General features: G+C 65.2%; 24 protein-coding genes. 9 read left to right on the top strand and 15 right to left on the bottom strand.

All coding sequences use genetic code 11. The features are described from left to right. The 5 genes from BSZ14_RS17115 to BSZ14_RS17135 form a co-directional block, all read right to left on the bottom strand. On the bottom strand, positions 1 to 1,149 hold a 1,149-nt coding region (locus BSZ14_RS17115), incomplete at its 3' end, for a M56 family metallopeptidase (RefSeq protein ID WP_076711836.1). After that, complete coding sequence (locus BSZ14_RS17120) at positions 1,146 to 1,514, bottom strand: BlaI/MecI/CopY family transcriptional regulator (RefSeq protein WP_042490078.1); 369 nt, start codon at positions 1,512 to 1,514, stop codon at positions 1,146 to 1,148. The genes BSZ14_RS17115 and BSZ14_RS17120, both read right to left, overlap by 4 nt. A gap of 238 nt (positions 1,515 to 1,752) precedes the next feature. After that, the gene (gene grxD / locus BSZ14_RS17125) at positions 1,753 to 2,076 is read right to left on the bottom strand and encodes a Grx4 family monothiol glutaredoxin (RefSeq protein WP_042490193.1); all 324 of its coding nucleotides are present in this window, start codon (positions 2,074 to 2,076) and stop codon (positions 1,753 to 1,755) included. A 25-nt stretch (positions 2,077 to 2,101) separates the two neighbouring features. Next, the gene (locus BSZ14_RS17130) at positions 2,102 to 2,338 is read right to left on the bottom strand and encodes a BolA/IbaG family iron-sulfur metabolism protein (RefSeq protein WP_042490079.1); all 237 of its coding nucleotides are present in this window, start codon (positions 2,336 to 2,338) and stop codon (positions 2,102 to 2,104) included. Positions 2,339 to 2,340: 2 nt separating this feature from the next. Then, on the bottom strand, positions 2,341 to 2,664 hold the full coding sequence (locus tag BSZ14_RS17135) for a DUF1476 domain-containing protein (protein WP_042490195.1): 324 nt from the start codon (positions 2,662 to 2,664) through the stop codon (positions 2,341 to 2,343). Positions 2,665 to 2,895: 231 nt separating this feature from the next. On the opposite strand from BSZ14_RS17135, the gene BSZ14_RS20220 reads away from it, so the two are divergent. Next, positions 2,896 to 3,021: a hypothetical protein gene (locus tag BSZ14_RS20220; protein WP_274533669.1), complete on the top strand. Its 126-nt coding sequence runs from the start codon at positions 2,896 to 2,898 to the stop codon at positions 3,019 to 3,021. A gap of 44 nt (positions 3,022 to 3,065) precedes the next feature. Here the strand turns inward: BSZ14_RS20220 and leuD are convergent, their stop codons facing one another. The 6 genes from leuD to BSZ14_RS17165 all read right to left on the bottom strand — a co-directional run bounded on the left by leuD (position 3,066) and on the right by BSZ14_RS17165 (position 8,587). Further along, a complete protein-coding gene (gene leuD, locus BSZ14_RS17140; protein WP_076711837.1) occupies positions 3,066 to 3,686 on the bottom strand; it encodes a 3-isopropylmalate dehydratase small subunit in 621 nt (206 codons plus the stop codon). Between the two features lie 175 nt (positions 3,687 to 3,861). Then, positions 3,862 to 5,316 (bottom strand): 3-isopropylmalate dehydratase large subunit, encoded by a 1,455-nt coding sequence (gene leuC, locus BSZ14_RS17145; RefSeq protein WP_076711842.1) that lies wholly within the window; start codon positions 5,314 to 5,316, stop codon positions 3,862 to 3,864. A 194-nt stretch (positions 5,317 to 5,510) separates the two neighbouring features. Beyond that, positions 5,511 to 6,200: a glutathione S-transferase family protein gene (locus BSZ14_RS17150; RefSeq protein WP_076711838.1), complete on the bottom strand. Its 690-nt coding sequence runs from the start codon at positions 6,198 to 6,200 to the stop codon at positions 5,511 to 5,513. Then, positions 6,200 to 6,835: a CoA transferase subunit B gene (locus BSZ14_RS17155; protein WP_042490199.1), complete on the bottom strand. Its 636-nt coding sequence runs from the start codon at positions 6,833 to 6,835 to the stop codon at positions 6,200 to 6,202. The genes BSZ14_RS17150 and BSZ14_RS17155 overlap by 1 nt, the downstream gene beginning before the upstream one ends. Further along, entirely contained in the window at positions 6,835 to 7,587 is a 753-nt protein-coding gene (locus BSZ14_RS17160) for an HAD family acid phosphatase (protein WP_241823811.1), read from the bottom strand. Before BSZ14_RS17160 ends, BSZ14_RS17155 begins: the two co-directional genes overlap by 1 nt. Positions 7,588 to 7,885: 298 nt before the next feature. Then, a complete protein-coding gene (locus tag BSZ14_RS17165) occupies positions 7,886 to 8,587 on the bottom strand; it encodes a CoA transferase subunit A (RefSeq protein WP_042490085.1) in 702 nt (233 codons plus the stop codon). Positions 8,588 to 8,687: 100 nt separating this feature from the next. Between BSZ14_RS17165 and BSZ14_RS17170 the strand changes: the two genes are divergently transcribed. Continuing rightward, positions 8,688 to 10,337, top strand: coding sequence for a thiamine pyrophosphate-binding protein (locus BSZ14_RS17170; protein WP_198930555.1), 1,650 nt, complete (start codon positions 8,688 to 8,690; stop codon positions 10,335 to 10,337). A 236-nt stretch (positions 10,338 to 10,573) separates the two neighbouring features. Here BSZ14_RS17170 and BSZ14_RS17175 read toward each other — a convergent pair whose 3' ends face one another. Both BSZ14_RS17175 and thiS read right to left on the bottom strand, forming a co-directional pair. Then, complete coding sequence (locus BSZ14_RS17175) at positions 10,574 to 10,756, bottom strand: CsbD family protein (RefSeq protein WP_042490204.1); 183 nt, start codon at positions 10,754 to 10,756, stop codon at positions 10,574 to 10,576. Between the two features lie 91 nt (positions 10,757 to 10,847). Then, entirely contained in the window at positions 10,848 to 11,870 is a 1,023-nt protein-coding gene (thiS, locus tag BSZ14_RS17180; RefSeq protein ID WP_076711839.1) for a sulfur carrier protein ThiS, read from the bottom strand. A 113-nt stretch (positions 11,871 to 11,983) separates the two neighbouring features. Between thiS and aroQ the strand changes: the two genes are divergently transcribed. The 7 genes from aroQ to BSZ14_RS17215 all read left to right on the top strand — a co-directional run bounded on the left by aroQ (position 11,984) and on the right by BSZ14_RS17215 (position 17,322). Then, positions 11,984 to 12,418, top strand: a complete 435-nt coding sequence (gene aroQ, locus BSZ14_RS17185; protein WP_076711840.1) for a type II 3-dehydroquinate dehydratase — start codon at positions 11,984 to 11,986, stop codon at positions 12,416 to 12,418. 14 nt (positions 12,419 to 12,432) lie between these two features. Next, a complete protein-coding gene (gene accB, locus BSZ14_RS17190; RefSeq protein ID WP_042490089.1) occupies positions 12,433 to 12,921 on the top strand; it encodes an acetyl-CoA carboxylase biotin carboxyl carrier protein in 489 nt (162 codons plus the stop codon). Positions 12,922 to 12,927: 6 nt separating this feature from the next. Continuing rightward, positions 12,928 to 14,280, top strand: coding sequence for an acetyl-CoA carboxylase biotin carboxylase subunit (gene accC, locus BSZ14_RS17195; protein WP_076711841.1), 1,353 nt, complete (start codon positions 12,928 to 12,930; stop codon positions 14,278 to 14,280). 135 nt (positions 14,281 to 14,415) lie between these two features. Further along, positions 14,416 to 14,751: an arsenate reductase (glutaredoxin) gene (gene arsC, locus BSZ14_RS17200; protein WP_076711845.1), complete on the top strand. Its 336-nt coding sequence runs from the start codon at positions 14,416 to 14,418 to the stop codon at positions 14,749 to 14,751. A 160-nt stretch (positions 14,752 to 14,911) separates the two neighbouring features. After that, the gene (locus BSZ14_RS17205) at positions 14,912 to 15,250 is read left to right on the top strand and encodes a P-II family nitrogen regulator (RefSeq protein ID WP_007405799.1); all 339 of its coding nucleotides are present in this window, start codon (positions 14,912 to 14,914) and stop codon (positions 15,248 to 15,250) included. 107 nt (positions 15,251 to 15,357) lie between these two features. After that, positions 15,358 to 16,770, top strand: a complete 1,413-nt coding sequence (gene glnA / locus BSZ14_RS17210) for a type I glutamate--ammonia ligase (RefSeq protein WP_042490094.1) — start codon at positions 15,358 to 15,360, stop codon at positions 16,768 to 16,770. Between the two features lie 156 nt (positions 16,771 to 16,926). Next, positions 16,927 to 17,322 (top strand): hypothetical protein, encoded by a 396-nt coding sequence (locus BSZ14_RS17215; RefSeq protein WP_241823812.1) that lies wholly within the window; start codon positions 16,927 to 16,929, stop codon positions 17,320 to 17,322. Positions 17,323 to 17,529: 207 nt separating this feature from the next. Here the strand turns inward: BSZ14_RS17215 and BSZ14_RS19455 are convergent, their stop codons facing one another. Further along, on the bottom strand, positions 17,530 to 17,715 hold the full coding sequence (locus tag BSZ14_RS19455; protein WP_139330506.1) for a hypothetical protein: 186 nt from the start codon (positions 17,713 to 17,715) through the stop codon (positions 17,530 to 17,532). A gap of 41 nt (positions 17,716 to 17,756) precedes the next feature. Continuing rightward, positions 17,757 to 18,022, bottom strand: a 266-nt coding sequence (locus tag BSZ14_RS19045; RefSeq protein WP_139330508.1) for a transposase, incomplete at its 5' end; no start/stop codon positions are given.

An 18,022-nucleotide genomic window follows, 5' to 3' on the forward strand; every position in this document is an offset into this window, starting at 1 on the left:
CGGAGTCGCGGGGGCAGCGAGAACGGCGGGCACCTCCGGAACCGTCGCGGCAATCGCAACCACGGGTTTTGCAGGGGTAGCCGGGGCCGCAGGCACGGAAGGTGCGGTCGGCGCTTCGGGAACCTCCGGCGTCGTCTGGGCGACGGCGGGCATGACCGCGACCGTGCTGGTCAGATCGACGCCCAGTGTCCGCTCGACCTTCCTGGTCAACGCCGCCGCCGCCGGCGTGCCCGAGGCGGTCGCCCCCAGCCCGGCCAGCACCAGCACCGACACGGTGGCGCCGCCCATCGCCAGCTGGCGACGCGATTTCGGAGAAGTGGTCAACATCTTCAGCCTCCCTTTCAGGTCATCGATGGTGTGCAGGTGACAGGCCCCCGACAGGGCGCGGCCATGCGCGGCCTTCACGATGGCGCAGGCATAGACATGCCGGTCGGCCCGGCTGCGCCCCTTGAGGACACGGGCGTCGTTGGCCAGCTCCTGATCGGCGCGAAAGGCGTGGAAAGCCCGCCACGCCAGCGGGTTGAACCAGTGGAGCGCCAGCACGGCGAGCGCGATCCAGTTGGCGATCAGATCGCCCCGGGCGTGATGGCCCAGCTCATGCGCCAGCGCCAGGTCGCGCTCATCGGCGTCGTAGCGCTCGGCAAAGTCCCGTGGAAAAGCGACGTAGCGATGCCAGATGCCGAAGGCGAGCGGCCCCGGCGCACCATCGCTGGCGACCACGCGCACGCCCTTGACCGCTTCCAGCGGCTCGGCATCGGCCAGCAACCGCCTGCGGAAGCGCCAGTGGCGCAAGAGCTGGAAGCCCAGAAACGCCGCCGCCCCGATGATCCAGAACAGCGCCACCCCCTGCTCCACCATCGACCAGATGCCGGGCGCATCCACCGTCGCGGGTATCTGCGCGGTCATGGGCAGCACGACATAGGTCGCGAAGCGCTCGCTCGCGGCAGCCAGCGGCGGGGTCGCCTGCTCGGACAGCCCGCGCGGCAGCGGCGGAAGGAGCAAGCGGAGCAACGGCAAGGCCCAGAGCGCATAGGCGATCTGCGGCCCGAAGGCCTGGCGGACATGGCGGCGGGCCAGCAGGACCAGCCCCATCAGCAGGGTGGAGGCGATCATCGCCTCCACCGCCCAGCCGAGTTGCGCGCCGCTCATGCCTTGAGGTCCTTGAGCAGCGCCTCGATCTCGGAAATATCCTGGGCGGTCAGTTCGTCCCGCTCGGCCAGATGCGCGACCAGCGGGGTCAGGCGGCCACCGAACAGCCGGTCGATCAGTCGGCGGGACTCGCCGACGACATAATCGTCGCGCGCCACCAGCGGGCGGTACAGATACCGCCGCCCCTGTTCCTCATGCCCGATGGCTTCCTTGGCCAGCAGGCGACCGAGCAGCGTCTTGACGGTGTTGGTGCTCCAGCCGCGTTCGGGATCGACCCGCTCCGCGACATCCTGCGCGGTCAGCGGAGCCTCCTCCCACAGGACCTCCATCACGGCATGTTCGGCATCGCTGATACGCTCGGCCATCGACTCGCCCTCTTATTGACTACAAGCGTAATCCTATTCCGATTACACGCGTAGTCAATAGGGCGGTTCCGATCCTCCCCGGCACGGGGAGGTGGCAGGCCACAGGCCTGACGGAGGGGGGCTTCCGCACTGCACGACCTTTGCGGCGCGCCCCCTCCACCACCAGCTTCGCTGGTCCCCCTCCCCGTGTCGGGGAGGATATAAAAAGGGCCGGATTTTCATCCGGCCCTTCGTCACATCACGCGGTCTTCACATCCTGGACCAGTTCGGCCAGTTCGCCGCTTTCGTACATCTCCATCATGATGTCCGATCCGCCGACGAACTCGCCATTCACATAGAGCTGCGGAATGGTCGGCCAGTCCGAATAGGCCTTGATGCCCTGGCGGATGCCCTGGTCCTGAAGCACGTCCACGCTCTCGAACGGTACGTCAAGATGGTTCAGGATCGCCACCGCACGGCTGGAAAAACCGCATTGCGGAAAGAGCGGCGTGCCCTTCATGAACAGCAGGACGGCGTTGTCCTTCACCAGCGCGTCGATGCGCGCGTTCGTATCGTCGGTCATGTCATTCATCCTTGAGGGAATGGGATCAGGCGGCCGGAACCGCGGTGGTCAGTTGCAGCGCATGGAGTTCGCCCCCCATGCGTCCGCCGAGCGCGGCATAGACAGCGCGGGTGCGCGCGACGCGGCTCATGCCCGCAAAGCTGGCGGCCACGACATGCGCGGCATAATGGTCGCCGTCCCCGGCGAGGTCAGTGATCTGGACCTCGGCATCGGGAATGGCGGTGCGGATCATCGTGGCGATATCATCGGCGGCCATCGGCATAGTCAGCGGCTCTCCATCATCTGGCGGCGCGCCTCGACCAGCTGCTCGTCCAGCGCACGACGGACCTCCGCCTCGTCCACGTCGATCCCGGCCGCGGTCAGGTCGCCCAGCAGCTTGCGAATGACGTCCTCGTCGCCCGCTTCCTCGAAATCGGCCTGCACGACCGCCTTGGCATAGGCATCGGTCTCGGCGGGAGTCAGCTTCATCCGCTCGGCCGCCCATTGCGCGACCAGACGGTTGCGCCGCGCCGTGATGCGGAACAGCATATCCTGATCGGCCACGAACTTGGCCTCGAAGCCCTTCCTGCGATCGTCGAAACTGGTCATCGGTTCGCCATCCCCCAGCCCCATGGGCCAATCAAACACAGCGTCCGAGATAGGGGGCGTCGCGCCCGCGTGCAACCGATGCGCCGATCGGGTGTTTCACCCCGTTTCCAACGATCGTTTCGGTCGGGAAACGATGGGAACCGCGCCCGGACCGGTGCGTACTGTAAGCATGGCAAAAACGGGATGAAGCCTGGAAGAACCGGGATATCGCCGAGGCCTTAGGAGAGCGCCATGACCCATTTCCGCGCCGTGCCACCGGACCGCCGGGACAATCCGATGCTGGGCATCGTCAACGGCATGATCGGTTCGCTCGCCATATGGGCCTTGATCGCCGGGGTCGTCGTCGTCGCGTCCTGACGCTTTCGCCAGCACGCCCGCAAAAGGCCCCGCACCCTGTTTCGTCAGGCAGCGGCCGCCGTGGCGCCATCCAGGCGCTGGCGACCCACGACCCAGGGCCGCCCCTCGGCCATCTGCCCCTCGAAATGGCCGATCGCCTCGTCACGGGCCAGCGTAAGGCCGACTTCGTCGAGCCCCTTCATCAGGCACTCGCGGCGGAACGGGTCGAGTTCGAAGGTAAAACGGTCCTGAAACGGCGTGGTGACGGTCATCGTCTCCAGATCGACCGTGATCGGCTGGTCCTGCGCCACCGCGATCAGCCGGTCCACCGCCTCCTGCGGCAGGACGACAGGGACGATGCCGTTCTTGAAGGCATTGCCCGAGAAGATGTCGGAAAAGCTCGGGGCGATCACGGCCTGGATGCCCATATCCGCCAGCGCCCATGCGGCATGCTCGCGGCTGGAGCCGCAACCGAAATTGTCGCCCGCGATCAGGATCGGCGCGCCCGCATAGCGGGGGTCGTCGAAGATGTTGTCCGGCTGTGCGCGCACCGTCTCGAACGCGCCGCGCCCCAGACCGGCACGGGTGATCGTCTTCAGCCAATGTGCCGGGATGATGACATCCGTATCGATATTCTTGGCACCCCAGGGGTAGGCAGTGCCGGCGACGGTCGTAACCGGGTTCATTTCATCATCCCTGTATTCGAAAACCGGGCGGTCAGCCCGCCTGCTGCGGACGCTGCTCGGCCACGGCAGGGCGTGACGCAATGCCTGCGGCATAGGCGGCCGCGCCGCACAGAACCGCGCCGGTGACGAGCATGACCAGTACGTGCTTCATGATGCGTATCCCCTATCGTCCCTGTCAGATGCCTTCACGATCAATCGCGTGGCTCTTCAACTCTCTAACATCGAAAAGGCGTCCGGTCACCGCTGCGGCGGCAGCCATGGCGGGGGAAAGCAGATGGGTGCGCGCCCCGGGACCCTGACGGCCGACGAAATTGCGGTTCGAGGTCGAGGCGCAACGCTCGCCCGGCGGCACCTTGTCCGGGTTCATCGCCAGGCACATCGAACAGCCCGGCTCGCGCCATTCGAAACCGGCCTGTACGAAGATGCGATCCAGCCCCTCCGCCTCGGCCTGGCGCTTGACCAGACCCGAGCCGGGAACGACCAGCGCACGGACGCCCTCTGCCACCTTGCGGTCGCGCGCCACGGCGGCGGCGGCGCGCAGATCCTCGATCCGGCTGTTGGTGCAGCTGCCGATGAAGACATGCTGGATCGCGACGTCCTGCATCGCAGTGCCGGGGGTCAGGCCCATATAGTCCAGCGACTTGCGCGCCGCTTCGCGCTTGGAGGCGTCGGCAAAGCTGTCGGGATCGGGCACGACGCCGGTGATCGGCACCACGTCCTCGGGGCTGGTGCCCCAGGTCAGGTTGGGCGCGATATCGGCGGCGTCGAGCGTGACGACCTTGTCGTAGACCGCACCCGGATCGGTCGGCAGCGTCCGCCACCAGGCGACCGCCTTGTCCCAGTCCCCCCCCTTGGGCGCCATCGGGCGGTCCTTCAGATAGGCGAAGGTCGTCTCGTCCGGTGCAATCAGCCCTGCGCGCGCGCCACCCTCGATCGACATGTTGGCGATGGTCAGGCGACCTTCGACCGACAGGTTGCGGATCACGCTGCCGGTGAATTCGATGACATGGCCGGTGCCGCCCGCTGCGCCGATCTTGCCGATAATGGCCAGCACCACGTCCTTGGCCGAGACGCCGTGACCCAGCACGCCGTCGACACGGACCTCCATCGTCTTGGACGGAGACAACAACAGCGTCTGGGTCGCCAGCACATGCTCGACCTCCGACGTTCCGATGCCGAAGGCCAGCGCGCCCAGTGCGCCGTGCGCCGAGGTATGGCTGTCACCGCAGACGAGCGTCGTGCCCGGCAGGGTGAAGCCCTGTTCCGGCCCGACGACATGGACGATCCCCTGCGCCGCCGCCGTCGCGTCGATATAGTCGACGCCGAACTCGGCGGTGTTGCGGCGGAGCGCGTCAAGCTGCTGCGCGCTTTCCGGGTCGGCGATGGGCAGGAGGTTGCCGTTCGCGTCCTTGCGCGGCGTCGTCGGCAGATTGTGGTCGGGCACCGCCAGCGTCAATTCGGGACGGCGCACCGTGCGTCCGGCGGCGCGCAGCCCCTCGAACGCCTGCGGGCTCGTCACCTCGTGAACAAGATGACGGTCGATATAGATGAGGCAGGTGCCATCGGGCCGCCGTTCGACAACGTGCGCGGCCCAGATCTTCTCGTACAGAGTCTGGGGTCGTTGGGCCATGATGCGGGCGCTGTTATCCGAAAAGATGCGCGCCGCAAAGGTGTGGCGCAATGTTATTTCTTTGGGATGGCGAAATTGTCATGTGCCAAGGGATTCCTTTGGCCTTCGACTTCGCTCAGGCTGAACGGAGGTGGTGGAGACCTATTCCCCCGCTCCGTTCAGCCTGAGCGTAGCCGAAGGTCACGCCCCATACCTCACCCCTTGGCGCGAAAATCCTCGGTCACGCCACCACACTCCGCCAGCTCGATCTCATGATCCGGGTCCCGCCACGTCTCTGCCAGCGCCTGCGTTTCCCAGTCCCGCATCGCGGGATGTGCGAGCACCGTCTCGACCCAGGCCGCCCCCGCCTCGCCAACGTCGATGCCGTACGTCCTTACCCGGAACGCAACCGGCGCGAAAAACGCATCGACTGCCGAGAAACGTTCCCCCGCCAGCCACGGCCCGCCGAAACGCAACAATCCCTCGCCCCACAGTTCCGCCAGCCGCGCCACATCGCGCTCCAGCCGGGGCGACGGCGGCTTCGCGTCCACCCGCACCCCGACATTCATCGTCCGCTCGGCCCGCAGCGCGCCGAAGCCGCCATGCATCTCCGCGACCGCGCACATCGCCCAGGCGCGCGCCGCCTCATCCTCCGGCCAGACTCCCGGATGCCGCTCGGCGAGATACAACGCGATGCCGAGCGAATCCCACACCGTCCGCTCGCCATCGATCAGCACCGGCACCTGCCCGGTCGGCGAAAAGGCGCGGAACGCCTCGTAATTCTCCGCCGCAGCGAACGGTTCGATCCGGTCGGTGAACGCAATCCCCAGCGCCTTCATCAACAGCCAGGGGCGCAGCGACCAGCTCGAATAATTCCGGTTCGCCGTGACGAGGGTATAGGCCATCAGCGCTCGAACTTCGCCGTCGTCTTCGCCGCCACCTCATCGGCGGTGACGCCGGGCGCGCATTCGATCAGGCGGAAGGCGCTGTCGTGATCGGGGCGCTGGAACACCGCCAGGTCGGTGACGATCATGTCGACGACATTGCGTCCGGTCAGCGGCAGGGTGCATTCGGGGATGAATTTCGGGCTGCCGTCCTTGGCGTTATGCTCCATGACGACGATGATCTTCTTGACGCCCGCGACCAGGTCCATCGCGCCGCCCATGCCCTTGATCATCTTGCCGGGGATCATCCAGTTGGCGATGTCGCCCCCTTCGGACACCTCCATCGCGCCCAGCACGGTCAGGTCGATATGCCCGCCCCGGATCATCGCAAAGCTGTCGGCCGACGAGAAATAGACCGAGTGCGGCAGCTCGCTGATCGTCTGCTTGCCCGCGTTGATCAGGTCGGGATCCACCTCGTCGTCATAGGGAAACGGCCCGATGCCCAGCATCCCGTTTTCGGATTGCAGCGTGACCTCCACCCCCTGCGGGATATGGTTGGCGACCAAAGTCGGGATGCCGATGCCCAGATTGACGTAGAAACCGTCCTTCAGCTCCTTGGCCGCACGGGCGGCCATTTCGTCGCGGGTCCAGGCCATCATTGCTCTCCTGTCGGGTGCCACCGCCGGTCGGCGGGGAAGATGTCGTCGGGGGTGCCCTTCAGCGCCTTGCCGTATACGGGGTTGGGGAAGACGAACCAGCCACGGCCCCACAGCGCCGCGACGCGCGGGGCATCGGCGCGGGCGCGACGCTGCGCCACGCTGGCAGGCGTGTTGAACAGGTCGCTGAAATCGCCGAGCTGGTCGCCGCCCATGGCGATCACGCAATAGCGGTCGGCGATCCGCCAGCGTCGCGCGTCCTTATTGTCGCCGCTGCCTGTATCGGGGCGCACGAACAGCGTGTCGCCATGCACCGCCGGGCCAAGCCCTGCCGCCTCGATCACGCGCGCCGCGCCCGCCGGATCGTCGCGGTTGGTGTTGAAGATCACCGTCACGCCCATCGTCCGCAGATCGGCGATCGCCGCCGCAGCGCCGGGCGTGGGCAGGACGGCATGGCCATCGCTCTGCTCCCAGGCGCGCCAGCGGCCGGGAAAGTCGCGGTCGGCGCGGCCGGTCAGATCGTCCTGCTCGAAGCCGAGATTCTGGAGGACCGTCTCGTCGACGTCGAACACGGCCGCCGGACGCTTGCCCGCGCACGGCACGAAGCGGGGGCTTTCGAGGCTCGCGCCCTGGGCCAGCACGACGCTGTCGGCTTGCGGGCGACGTACCCGGTCGGCGGCATAGGTGACGAGCGCATTCCAGGCCTGACGCGAGATCGCGTCGGCCTCGGCCGAGCCGTAGAGATATTGCATGCCCGCGAGTTTGGGGTTCGTGGCAGCTGCGAGTGGGGATGCCGGGCTGTTGTTGCCGACGGCGACGACGCAGCCGGATAGGGTCAGGGCGGTGGCAATTGCTACGCCCAGCCTTAGAACGGCGTTCCCTCCCCCAACCCCTCCCGCCTGCGGGAGGGGAGAGGTTACGTTGCTGCCGTCGTGCTCAATCTTCGTGCGTTTCATCAAACACCCCCTCCGCCAAGCGCGCTCCCCCTCCCGCAGGCGGGAGGGGGTCGGGGGGAGGGCCAGCGCTCTCCGCATCCCCTCCCCCAAAAAATCAAGCCCGCTCGCGCACCGTGCGGAACTCGATCTTCTTCTCGTACGGCGCGCCGACGATCATCCGCTTCACATAGATGCCGGGCAGATGGATCTGGTCGGGATCGAGCGAGCCGACCGGCACCACCTCTTCCACCTCGGCCACGCAGATGCGACCCGCCGTCGCCATCGGCTGGTTGAAGTTGCGTGCGGTCTTGCGGAAGATCAGGTTCCCGGCCTCGTCGGCCTTCCACCCCTTGATGATCGACAGGTCGGCGCGGATGCCGCGTTCGAGGATATAATCCTCCCCGTCGAAGCTCTTCACTTCCTTGCCCTCGGCCACCTTCGTGCCGACGCCCGTCTTGGTATAGAAGCCGGGGATACCCGCACCCCCTGCCCGGCAACGCTCGGCGAGCGTCCCCTGCGGGCAGAACTCGACCTCCAGTTCACCGGACAGATACTGCCGCTCGAACTCCTTGTTCTCGCCGACATAGGACGAGATCATCTTCTTCACCTGATGCGATCGGAGCAGCTTGCCCAGACCCACACCGTCGATCCCGGCATTGTTGCTGGCGATGGTCAGGTCCTTGACCCCGGCAGCCTCGATCGCGTCGATCAGCCGCTCCGGGATACCGCACAGGCCGAAGCCCCCGGCGCAGATCGTCATGCCGTCATGGAGCAGGCCGTCGAGCGCGGCGGCCGCGTCGGAATAGAGCTTCTGCATGGGCGTCCTCCCTATGATGGCGCAAGCGTTAGGCGGAGGCACGGAGCCGGGTCAAGCCAGCGTTTGCGCTTTGCAGGGAAGCGGCGTTAGGCTGCCGTCCATGACCACGAAAACCGGCGGACGCCTGCTTGTCGATGCGCTTCTCGAACAGGGGTGCGACCGTATCTTCACCGTGCCGGGCGAGAGTTTCCTGGCGGTGCTCGACGCGCTACACGACACGCCCGCCATCGATATGGTGACCTGTCGGCAGGAAGGCGGCGTGACCTTCATGGCGTGCGCCGACGGCACGCTGACCGGGCGGCCGGGTGTGGCCTTCGTCACGCGCGGGCCGGGGGCGACCAATGCGGCGATCGGCGTGCATGTCGCGCGGCAGGACTCGCAACCGATGATCCTGTTCATCGGCGATGTCGATCGGGGCACCCGCGACCGCGAAGCCTTTCAGGAGGTCGATTTCCAGGCGATGTTCGCCCCGCTCGCCAAATGGGCCGCACGGATCGACGATGCCGCGCGTATCCCGGAATATGTCGCCCGCGCCTATGCCACCGCGATGAGCGGGCGACCGGGGCCGGTCGTGCTGGCCCTGCCCGAGGACATGCTGTGCGATATGGTCGAGGGCGCGCCCCGCCCCCGGATCGAGCGGCCATCGCAGGACGTGCGCATCGAAGACGTGATGGCGGCGCAGGACCTGATCGAGAAGGCCCAGCGGCCCGTCGCCATCATCGGCGGGGCACATTGGAATGCCGAGGCCGTAGCGCTGGCCGAGCAATGGGGCGAAGCGGCGGGCATTCCGCTGGTCGCAGCGTTCCGGCGACAGGATGCGGTGTCGGCCACCTGCCCGGTCTATGCGGGCAATCTGGGCTATGGCCCCAATCCCGCACTGGTCGCCCGGGTGAAGGAGGCCGACCTGCTGATCGTCGTCGGCGCGCGGCTGGGGGAGGCGACGACCGATGGCTATACGCTCATCACGCCCGAGCATCCGGGCCAGACGCTGGTCCATATCCATCCCGACCCGGACGAGTTGCACAGCGTCTATCGCACCGACCTGGCGCTGTGTTCCGACGTCCATCAGGCACTGGGGATGCTGGAACTGCTCGCCAGCGAAGCCGCCACGCCCCACCCCAGCGGCGCGGAGGCCCATGCCGCCTATCTCGCCTGGTCCGAACCCGCCCCGCGCGAGGGCGTGACGCTGGACCTGGGCCAATGCGTCGCGGCGATGCGCGACGCACTCCCGGCCGATTCGATCCTCTGCAACGGAGCGGGCAATTATTCGGGCTGGTGGCACCGTTACTGGCGCTACGAACCGGGGTGCCAGCTTGCCCCGACCTGCGGCGCGATGGGATACGGTGTCCCCGCCGCCACCGCCGCCGCGCTGCGCCATCCCGATCGCATGGTCGTCGCGCTGGCGGGTGACGGCTGCTTCCTGATGAACGGACAGGAACTGGCGACCGCCGTACAATATGGCGCCTCGATGCTGGTGATCGTGGTCGATAATGGCGGATATGGGACGATCCGCATGCATCAGGAGCGCGAATATCCCGGTCGTGTGGCGGCAACGGGTCTTACCAACCCCGACTTTGCCGCACTGGCGCGCGCCTATGGCTGCTGGAGCGAAGTGGTGACCCGGACCGAGGATTTCGCCCCAGCCCTGTCCCGCGCGATGGCTGGGACCGGCGTACGGTTGCTGCACCTGAAGACCGATATCGAGGTCATCACCCCCGCCACGACCTTGTCGCGAATCGCAAACCACTGAAATCTCCCCGCGAGTGGAGGAAATCCAGAGACGCCTTCACTCGCACCCCTTCTTCCTACGCTCCGTTACCGCAGGACCATAAAAGCCTTCAAATAAAGCGGGCTAAACCCAAAATAACGCTATCATAAAAACGATTGCAGAATTTATCCTTATCCAAACAAAAGAAAACCGCCCCGGTATAAACCGGGGCGGCGAGTTCGTTGCTGATTGCTTTAGTCAGAAAACGACTAGCAGGTTCAGATGTTGTCGCCAAGGGCGCCCTTGACCGAACCCTTCATCTGCTCGCCTTTGCCCTTGGCCTGCTGGGCTTCGCCCTCGGCCACGAGCTTGTCATTGTTGTTATGCTCGCCAATGGCTTCCTTGGCCTTACCAACCAGCTCGTTGACGTTGCCCTTGATCTTGTCGGTGAGTTCACCCATGATGGCCTCCATTTGCTGAGGGATCGTGAAATCCCGTTGAACACTCGGAAACACAACGGTTCGTTACGCGGCAAGTTCCGTGAAATTAAAGTTAGATCAGTCCCGCCAGCGGGCTCGACGGGTCGGCATAGCGGCGCATCCCCATGCGCCCGGCGCGATAGGCCATGCGCCCCGCCTCGACGCCCGCCTTCATTGCGCGGGCCATCAGCACAGGGTCCTTGGCCTCGGCGATCGCGGTGTTCATCAGCACGCCGTCACAGCCCAGTTCCATGGCGACGGCCGCTTCCGACGCGGTGCCGACACCCGCATCGACCAGCACAGGCACCTTGGCCCCCTCGACGATCAGGCGGATCGTCACCTTGTTCTGGATGCCCAGCCCCGATCCGATCGGCGCGCCCAGCGGCATGATCGCCACCGCCCCGACATCCTCCAGCCGCTTGGCGGCAATGGGGTCGTCGACGCAATAGACCATGGGCTTGAAGCCTTCCTTGGCCAGGATCTCGGTTGCACGCAGCGTCTCGACCATATCCGGATAGAGCGTCTTCGCCTCGCCCAGAACCTCCAGCTTGACCAGCTCCCAGCCGCCCGCCTCGCGCGCCAGCCGCAGCGTGCGGATCGCATCCTCGGCGGTGAAACAGCCCGCCGTGTTGGGCAGATAGGTGATCTTTTTCGGGTCGATGAAATCGGTCAGCATCGGCGCGTTGCGGTCCGACACGTTGACCCGGCGCACCGCGACCGTGACGATCTCCGCCCCCGCCGCCTCGACCGCTGCGGCATTCTGCGCGAAGTCCTTGTACTTGCCGGTGCCGACGATCAGGCGCGAACGGAAACGCTGCCCCGCGACCTCCCACGAATCATCGTCCGCCGCCTCGGTCATCGCCGCCGCCGCATGATCGCCGCCGCCGACAAAATGCACGATCTCGATCTCGTCGCCATCCTCGACCTGCACCTGCGCCAGTGTCGAACGGGGCACGACCTCCAGGTTGCGCTCCACCGCCACCTTTTCGGGCACCAGCCCCAGCTGGTTCGCCAGATCGGCCAGCGACAGGCCCGCCACCACCCGCTTATGCTCGCCATTCACGGTGATCGTCACGGTTCCATCGGTATGGGGCATATGTGTCACTTACCATGCAAGTCGCTGCCCGCTCGACGTGGGATAGGGCATGCGGTTAAGGAAGGCCCTCGATCTAGGCCCGGCCATCCCGAGCCGCAACCATGGGAGTGCCGATGCCCGCGACCGTTTATGTCCTCAACGGGCCGAACCTGAACCTGCTCGGCCTGCGTGAGCCGCATATCTATGGCCATGACACGCTGGACGATATTGCGGGGCTGCTGGAGGACCGGGCGCGCGAACTCGATCTGACGATCGACATGCGCCAGTCCAACCATGAAGGCCATCTGATCGACTGGCTGCACGAGGCCCAGGCCTATGAGGCGAAGGCCGTGCTGCTCAACGCCGGGGGCTTCACCCATACGTCGATCGCGATCCATGACGCGATCAAGTCGGTGACGACTCCGGTGATCGAGGTTCACCTATCCAACCCTCATGCGCGGGAGCCATTCCGGCATGAGAGCTTCATCGGGCGTGCCGCAAAAGGCACAATCGCGGGTTTTGGCGCGCATTCCTATCTGCTCGCGCTTGAAGCCGCGGCCCGGTTCTGACAGGAGCGCGTCCCATGACCGAAAAGACCGAACAAGCGATGAAGGTCGATGTCGACCTCGTCCGTCAGCTCGCCGAGCTGCTCGACGCCACCGCCCTGACCGAAATTGAGGTCGAGCATGGCGACCGCAAGATCCGCGTCGCGCGCAAGGCCGCAGCCGTCGCACAGATGGGCTATGCGCCCGCGCCTGTGGCCGCGCCCGCGCCGGCCGCCGCCGCGCCTGTCGCCCCCGCCGCAGCGGAAGTCGGCGCATCGGCCCCGGCTGCGTCAGCCAATGCCGTGAAGTCGCCGATGGTCGGCACCGTCTATCTGTCGGCCGAGCCGGGCGCCAAGCCCTTCGCCTCGGTGGGGCAGAAGGTCGCCGCCGGTGACACGCTGCTGATCGTGGAGGCCATGAAGGTGATGAACCCGATCACCGCGACCCAGGCGGGCACCGTGACCGCCGTCCTGGTCGAGAACGGCCAGCCGGTCGAGTTCGACCAGCCCCTGGTCGTCGTCGAGTAAGCCGCCTTGGCGCAGATCAAGAAACTGCTGATCGCCAATCGTGGTGAGATCGCGCTTCGCATCCACCGCGCCTGTCACGAGATGGGGATCGAGACCGTCGCCGTGCATTCCACGGCCGACGCCGATGCCATGCATGTGCGCCTGGCCGACCAGGCGGTGTGCATCGGTCCGCCTGCGGCGACCGACAGCTATCTCAACATCCCGAACATCATCTCCGCCGCCGAGATTTCGGGCGCGGACGCGATCCACCCCGGCTACGGCTTCCTGTCGGAGAACGCCAAGTTCGCCGAGATCGTCGAGGCGCATGGCCTGATCTTCGTCGGCCCGAAGCCCGAGCATATCCGCATCATGGGCGACAAGGTGGAGGCCAAGCGCACCGCCGGCGCGCTCGGCCTGCCGCTCGTCCCCGGTTCGGACGGCGCGATTTCGGATGTCGAGGAGGCCAAGGCGCTCGCGGCCGAGATCGGCTATCCGGTGCTCATCAAGGCGGCATCGGGCGGCGGCGGTCGCGGCATGAAGGTCGTACCGTCGGAAGACCAGCTCGAAACGCTGATGCAGCAGGCGGGGTCCGAGGCCAAGGCCGCGTTCGGTGACGCCACCGTCTACATGGAAAAATATCTGGGCAATCCCCGGCATATCGAATTCCAGGTGTTCGGCGACGGCAACGGCCAGGCGATCCATCTGGGCGAGCGCGACTGCTCGCTCCAGCGTCGCCACCAGAAGGTGCTGGAGGAAGCCCCCTCGCCGATCATCACGGCCGAGGAGCGTTCGCGCATGGGTGGCGTGGTCGCCAAGGCGATGGCCGATATGGGTTATCGCGGCGCGGGCACGATCGAGTTCCTGTGGGAAGACGGCGAGTTCTATTTCATCGAAATGAACACCCGTCTCCAGGTCGAGCATCCGGTCACCGAGATGATCACCGGCCTGGACTTGGTGCGCGAACAGATTCGCGTCGCCGAGGGCCATCCGCTGACCCTGCGCCAACAGGACGTGCAGTTCCGCGGCCATGCGATCGAGTGCCGCATCAACGCGGAAGACCCGCGCACCTTCGCCCCCTCGCCGGGCACGGTGACGATGTATCATGCGCCGGGCGGCATGCACGTCCGCGTCGATAGCGGGCTGTACCAGGGCTATAAGGTCCCGCCTTATTACGACAGCATGATCGCCAAGCTGATCGTGTACGGCACGACCCGCGAAGGCGCGCTGCGTCGTCTGCGTCGCGCGCTCAACGAGTTCGTGATCGAGGGCATGAAGACCACCATCCCGCTGCACAAGGCGCTGCTGGACGATCCCGAGTTCCAGAAGGGCGACTATACGATCAAGTGGCTGGAGGAATGGCTGGCCAAGCAGGAGGGGTAAGTCCCCTGCTGGTTCCTCCCCTTGCAGGGGAGGAAAAATTTGAGGCCCTCTTCCGGACGGAAGGGGGCCTTTTTGTGCGGTGCGGCCTGCATTCGCTCTCCACAAAGCCCGGCGAGCGTGGCACAAGCGTCGGCGATGAAGGCGACGATCCTCCACAACCCGCGCTGCTCCAAGTCGCGCGAGACGCTGGCCCTGCTGAACGAAGCCGGTGCGGACGTGACGGTGATCGAATATCTGAAGACACCGCCAAGCGCCGAGGAACTGGCGCGGCTCTATGCCAAGGGCGGGCTGTCCCCGCGCGACGGACTCCGGAAAGCGGAGGCCGAAGCGAAGGCGTTGGCCGACGCGGATGACTCGACCGTGCTGGCCGCGATGGCCGCCAATCCGATCCTGATCGAACGGCCGCTGGTCGAGACGGCCAAGGGTGTCGTTATCGGCCGTCCGCCGGAAGCCGTGCGGGGCATCCTGTGAACGCTGCCCATAATTTGAGCAGCGCATGGCATCATGCCCGCTTTTCAGGCGCAATCATGATCGATTTCTTACCCTCTCACGAGGGAAAGGCAGTTGGCACGATCCCTGCTACGCGCAGGGTCGGGCGAGGGTTCGAACAACATCGGGGGCAGTCAGGCTCGTGAAAAAGATTGAGGCGATCATCAAGCCGTTCAAGCTCGATGAGGTGAAGGAGGCGCTGCATGAAATCGGCGTGTCCGGCATCACCGTCACCGAGGCGAAGGGCTTCGGCCGCCAGAAGGGCCATACCGAGCTCTATCGCGGTGCCGAATATGTCGTCGACTTCCTGCCGAAGGTGAAGCTGGAAGTGGTCGTCGAGGACGGCCTGGCCGAACGCGTGGTGGAGGCGATCGCCGCCGCCGCGCAGACCGGCCGCATCGGCGACGGCAAGATCTTCGTGATCCCGGTCGAGACCGCACTGCGCATCCGCACGGGCGAACGCGACGACGCCGCGATCTGACGCGCCCCGCACTCATCCGTCACCGGGCCGACATTCGGCCCGACTAAACACGTATCACCGGCCCCGGCCTTTCGTCGGAGGGCGGCCAAGCAGAGAGAGAACGGAACATGGCGAATACGGCCAGCGATATCCTGAAGCAGATCAAGGACGAAGAGATCGAGTGGGTCGACCTGCGCTTCACCGATCCGAAGGGCAAGTGGCAGCACCTGACCATGGTTGCCTCGATCCTGGGTGAGGATGAGCTGACCGACGGCCTGATGTTCGACGGCTCCTCGATCGAGGGCTGGAAGGCGATCAACGAGTCGGACATGGTCCTGAAGCCCGACCTCGACGCCGTCTATACCGATCCCTTCTCGGCGACCCCGATGCTGATCGTGTTCTGCGACATCGTCGAGCCGTCGACCGGCGAGCTCTATGCCCGCGATCCGCGCTCGACCGCCAAGCGCGCCGAGGCGTTCGTGAAGACCACCGGCATCGGCGACACCGTCTATGTCGGTCCGGAAGCCGAGTTCTTCATGTTCGACAACGTCCAGTTCGACACGAACTATGCGTCGTCCTACTTCAAGATCGACGATATCGAGCTGCCGACCAACACCGGCCGCGAATATGAGGGCGGCAATCTCGGCCACCGTCCGCGCGCCAAGGGCGGCTATTTCCCCGTCGCGCCGGTCGACTCGGCCGTCGACATCCGTGGCGAGATGGTCTCGACCATGCTCGAAATGGGCCTGCCCTGCGACAAGCACCACCACGAGGTCGCCGCCGCGCAGCACGAGCTGGGCATGACCTTCGGCACGCTGACCCAGACCGCCGACCGCATGCAGATCTACAAGTATGTCGTGCATCAGGTCGCGCAGGCTTACGGCAAGACCGCGACCTTCATGCCCAAGCCGATCAAGGAAGATAACGGCTCGGGCATGCACACCCACTTCTCGATCTGGGAAGGCAAGACCCCGCTGTTCGCCGGCAACGGCTATGCAGGGCTCTCGGAAACCTGCCTGTACTTCATCGGCGGCGTCATCAAGCATGCCAAGGCGCTGAACGCCTTCACCAACCCGACCACCAACAGCTACAAGCGTCTGGTGCCGGGTTACGAAGCGCCGGTGCTGCTCGCCTATTCGGCGCGCAACCGCTCAGCCTCGTGCCGCATCCCGTACGGCACCGGCCCGAAGTCGAAGCGCGTCGAAGTGCGCTTCCCCGACGCGCTGGCCAACCCGTACCTTGCCTATGCGGCGCTGCTGATGGCGGGTCTGGACGGCATCCAGAACAAGATCCATCCGGGCGAAGCGATGGACAAGAACCTGTACGACCTGCCGCCCGCCGAACTGGCCCAGGTCCCGACCGTCGCCGGTAGCTTGCGCGAAGCGCTCGACTCGCTGGCCGCCGACCACGACTTCCTGCTGAAGGGCGACGTGTTCACCAAGGACCAGATCGAGAGCTATATCGAGCTGAAGATGCATGAAGTGATGCGCTGGGAAATGACCCCCAGCCCGGTCGAATACGACATGTACTACAGCGGCTGATCCAGCCCCTGCACGATGTCACTACGGGGAAAGGGGCCGCAAGGCCCCTTTCTTTTTTGCTTGAATGACCAATACCCGCCCGGGAAGATGGTTCGCAAACTGGGACAGCATAGACTGATGTCGAAGATCATAGTGGCGGGACTGGGATGGGTAGCCTTGACCGGCGCGACACTGCCGCCCGAAACCGCCCTCAAGAAGCTGGATTTCTGTGCAAGGCTGGCGGTCAATATCGGCGTCGACAAGCCGGCAGCCCCCGATGGTCGTACCGAATGGACCATCAATGCGATGAACTTTGGACAGCGCTTCTTCTTAGGCGGCACCGCCGCCACGGGCGTCAGCGTCACCCCCATCGAACCCGCAACCGTGGATGACTATCGCCGAGCCGAAGACATGTGTGGGCCAGATGGCAAGGGCGCGATCTGCAAACTGGTCGGCCCGATGAACTTCCGATTCCTGTGGAAGGGCAACAGGGTCATCACGCCGATCGCGGCTGGCGAAAAGGCGACGATCTGGGTCAAAGGTCTCAAGACGACCTGTCGAACCGAAGCCTGAGCGGCGGTGTGGATCGCGCGGTGCGCCGAGTGATCACAGACCGCGCCGATGACAAAAGGGAAGTACCAAGGTCATGTTGATTTGGCTTGCCGCAATCGCTTCTATTTCCAGCTATCCGGCAGCATTGGAGCCTGTTGGTCCATAGGACGTTTCGGCACCCTCCAATGAGTAACTTCACTTACGAAAGGTCGATAGCGAGCATAAAATCTATATCGCGCTCCAAGGTAAATCCAAAACATAGCCGCCCAGGCAGGTAATCAAAATATCATAATCATCGGCGCGAATCCGACTGAAGCCGAAATACTTTCTTTTTTGGCGACAAATGCCGGAAGAGCTGATGCCCTCCCCATCATTCTTCAGGAAACACATAAATGCCATTTCATCAGCCGTCACGAACCTGTAATATTATTTGATGGAGGGGGCAACTGTGATGCTCACCCGAGCTGTAGCGGCTGACGTTTACGGATCATGGCGTTGAGGATGACGAGGAGTTGTCGCGCAACGGCGATGAGTATAGTCTTTGGCGCCTTACCCTTGGCGCGCATCCTGTCGCGCATGGCGGTGAGGACGGGGATACGCCGTGAGGCATTGAGGGCGGCGATGTAGAGGGCTTCGCGGACCTTGCGCCGTCCACCCCATATGCGTCTGGCGCCGCGCCATGTTCCACTTTCGCGGGCGTGGGGTGCGAGGCCTGCGAGCG

Source organism: Sphingomonas sp. Sph1(2015), from assembly GCF_001970915.1.
Taxonomy (GTDB): Bacteria; Pseudomonadota; Alphaproteobacteria; order Sphingomonadales; family Sphingomonadaceae; genus Sphingomonas; species Sphingomonas parapaucimobilis.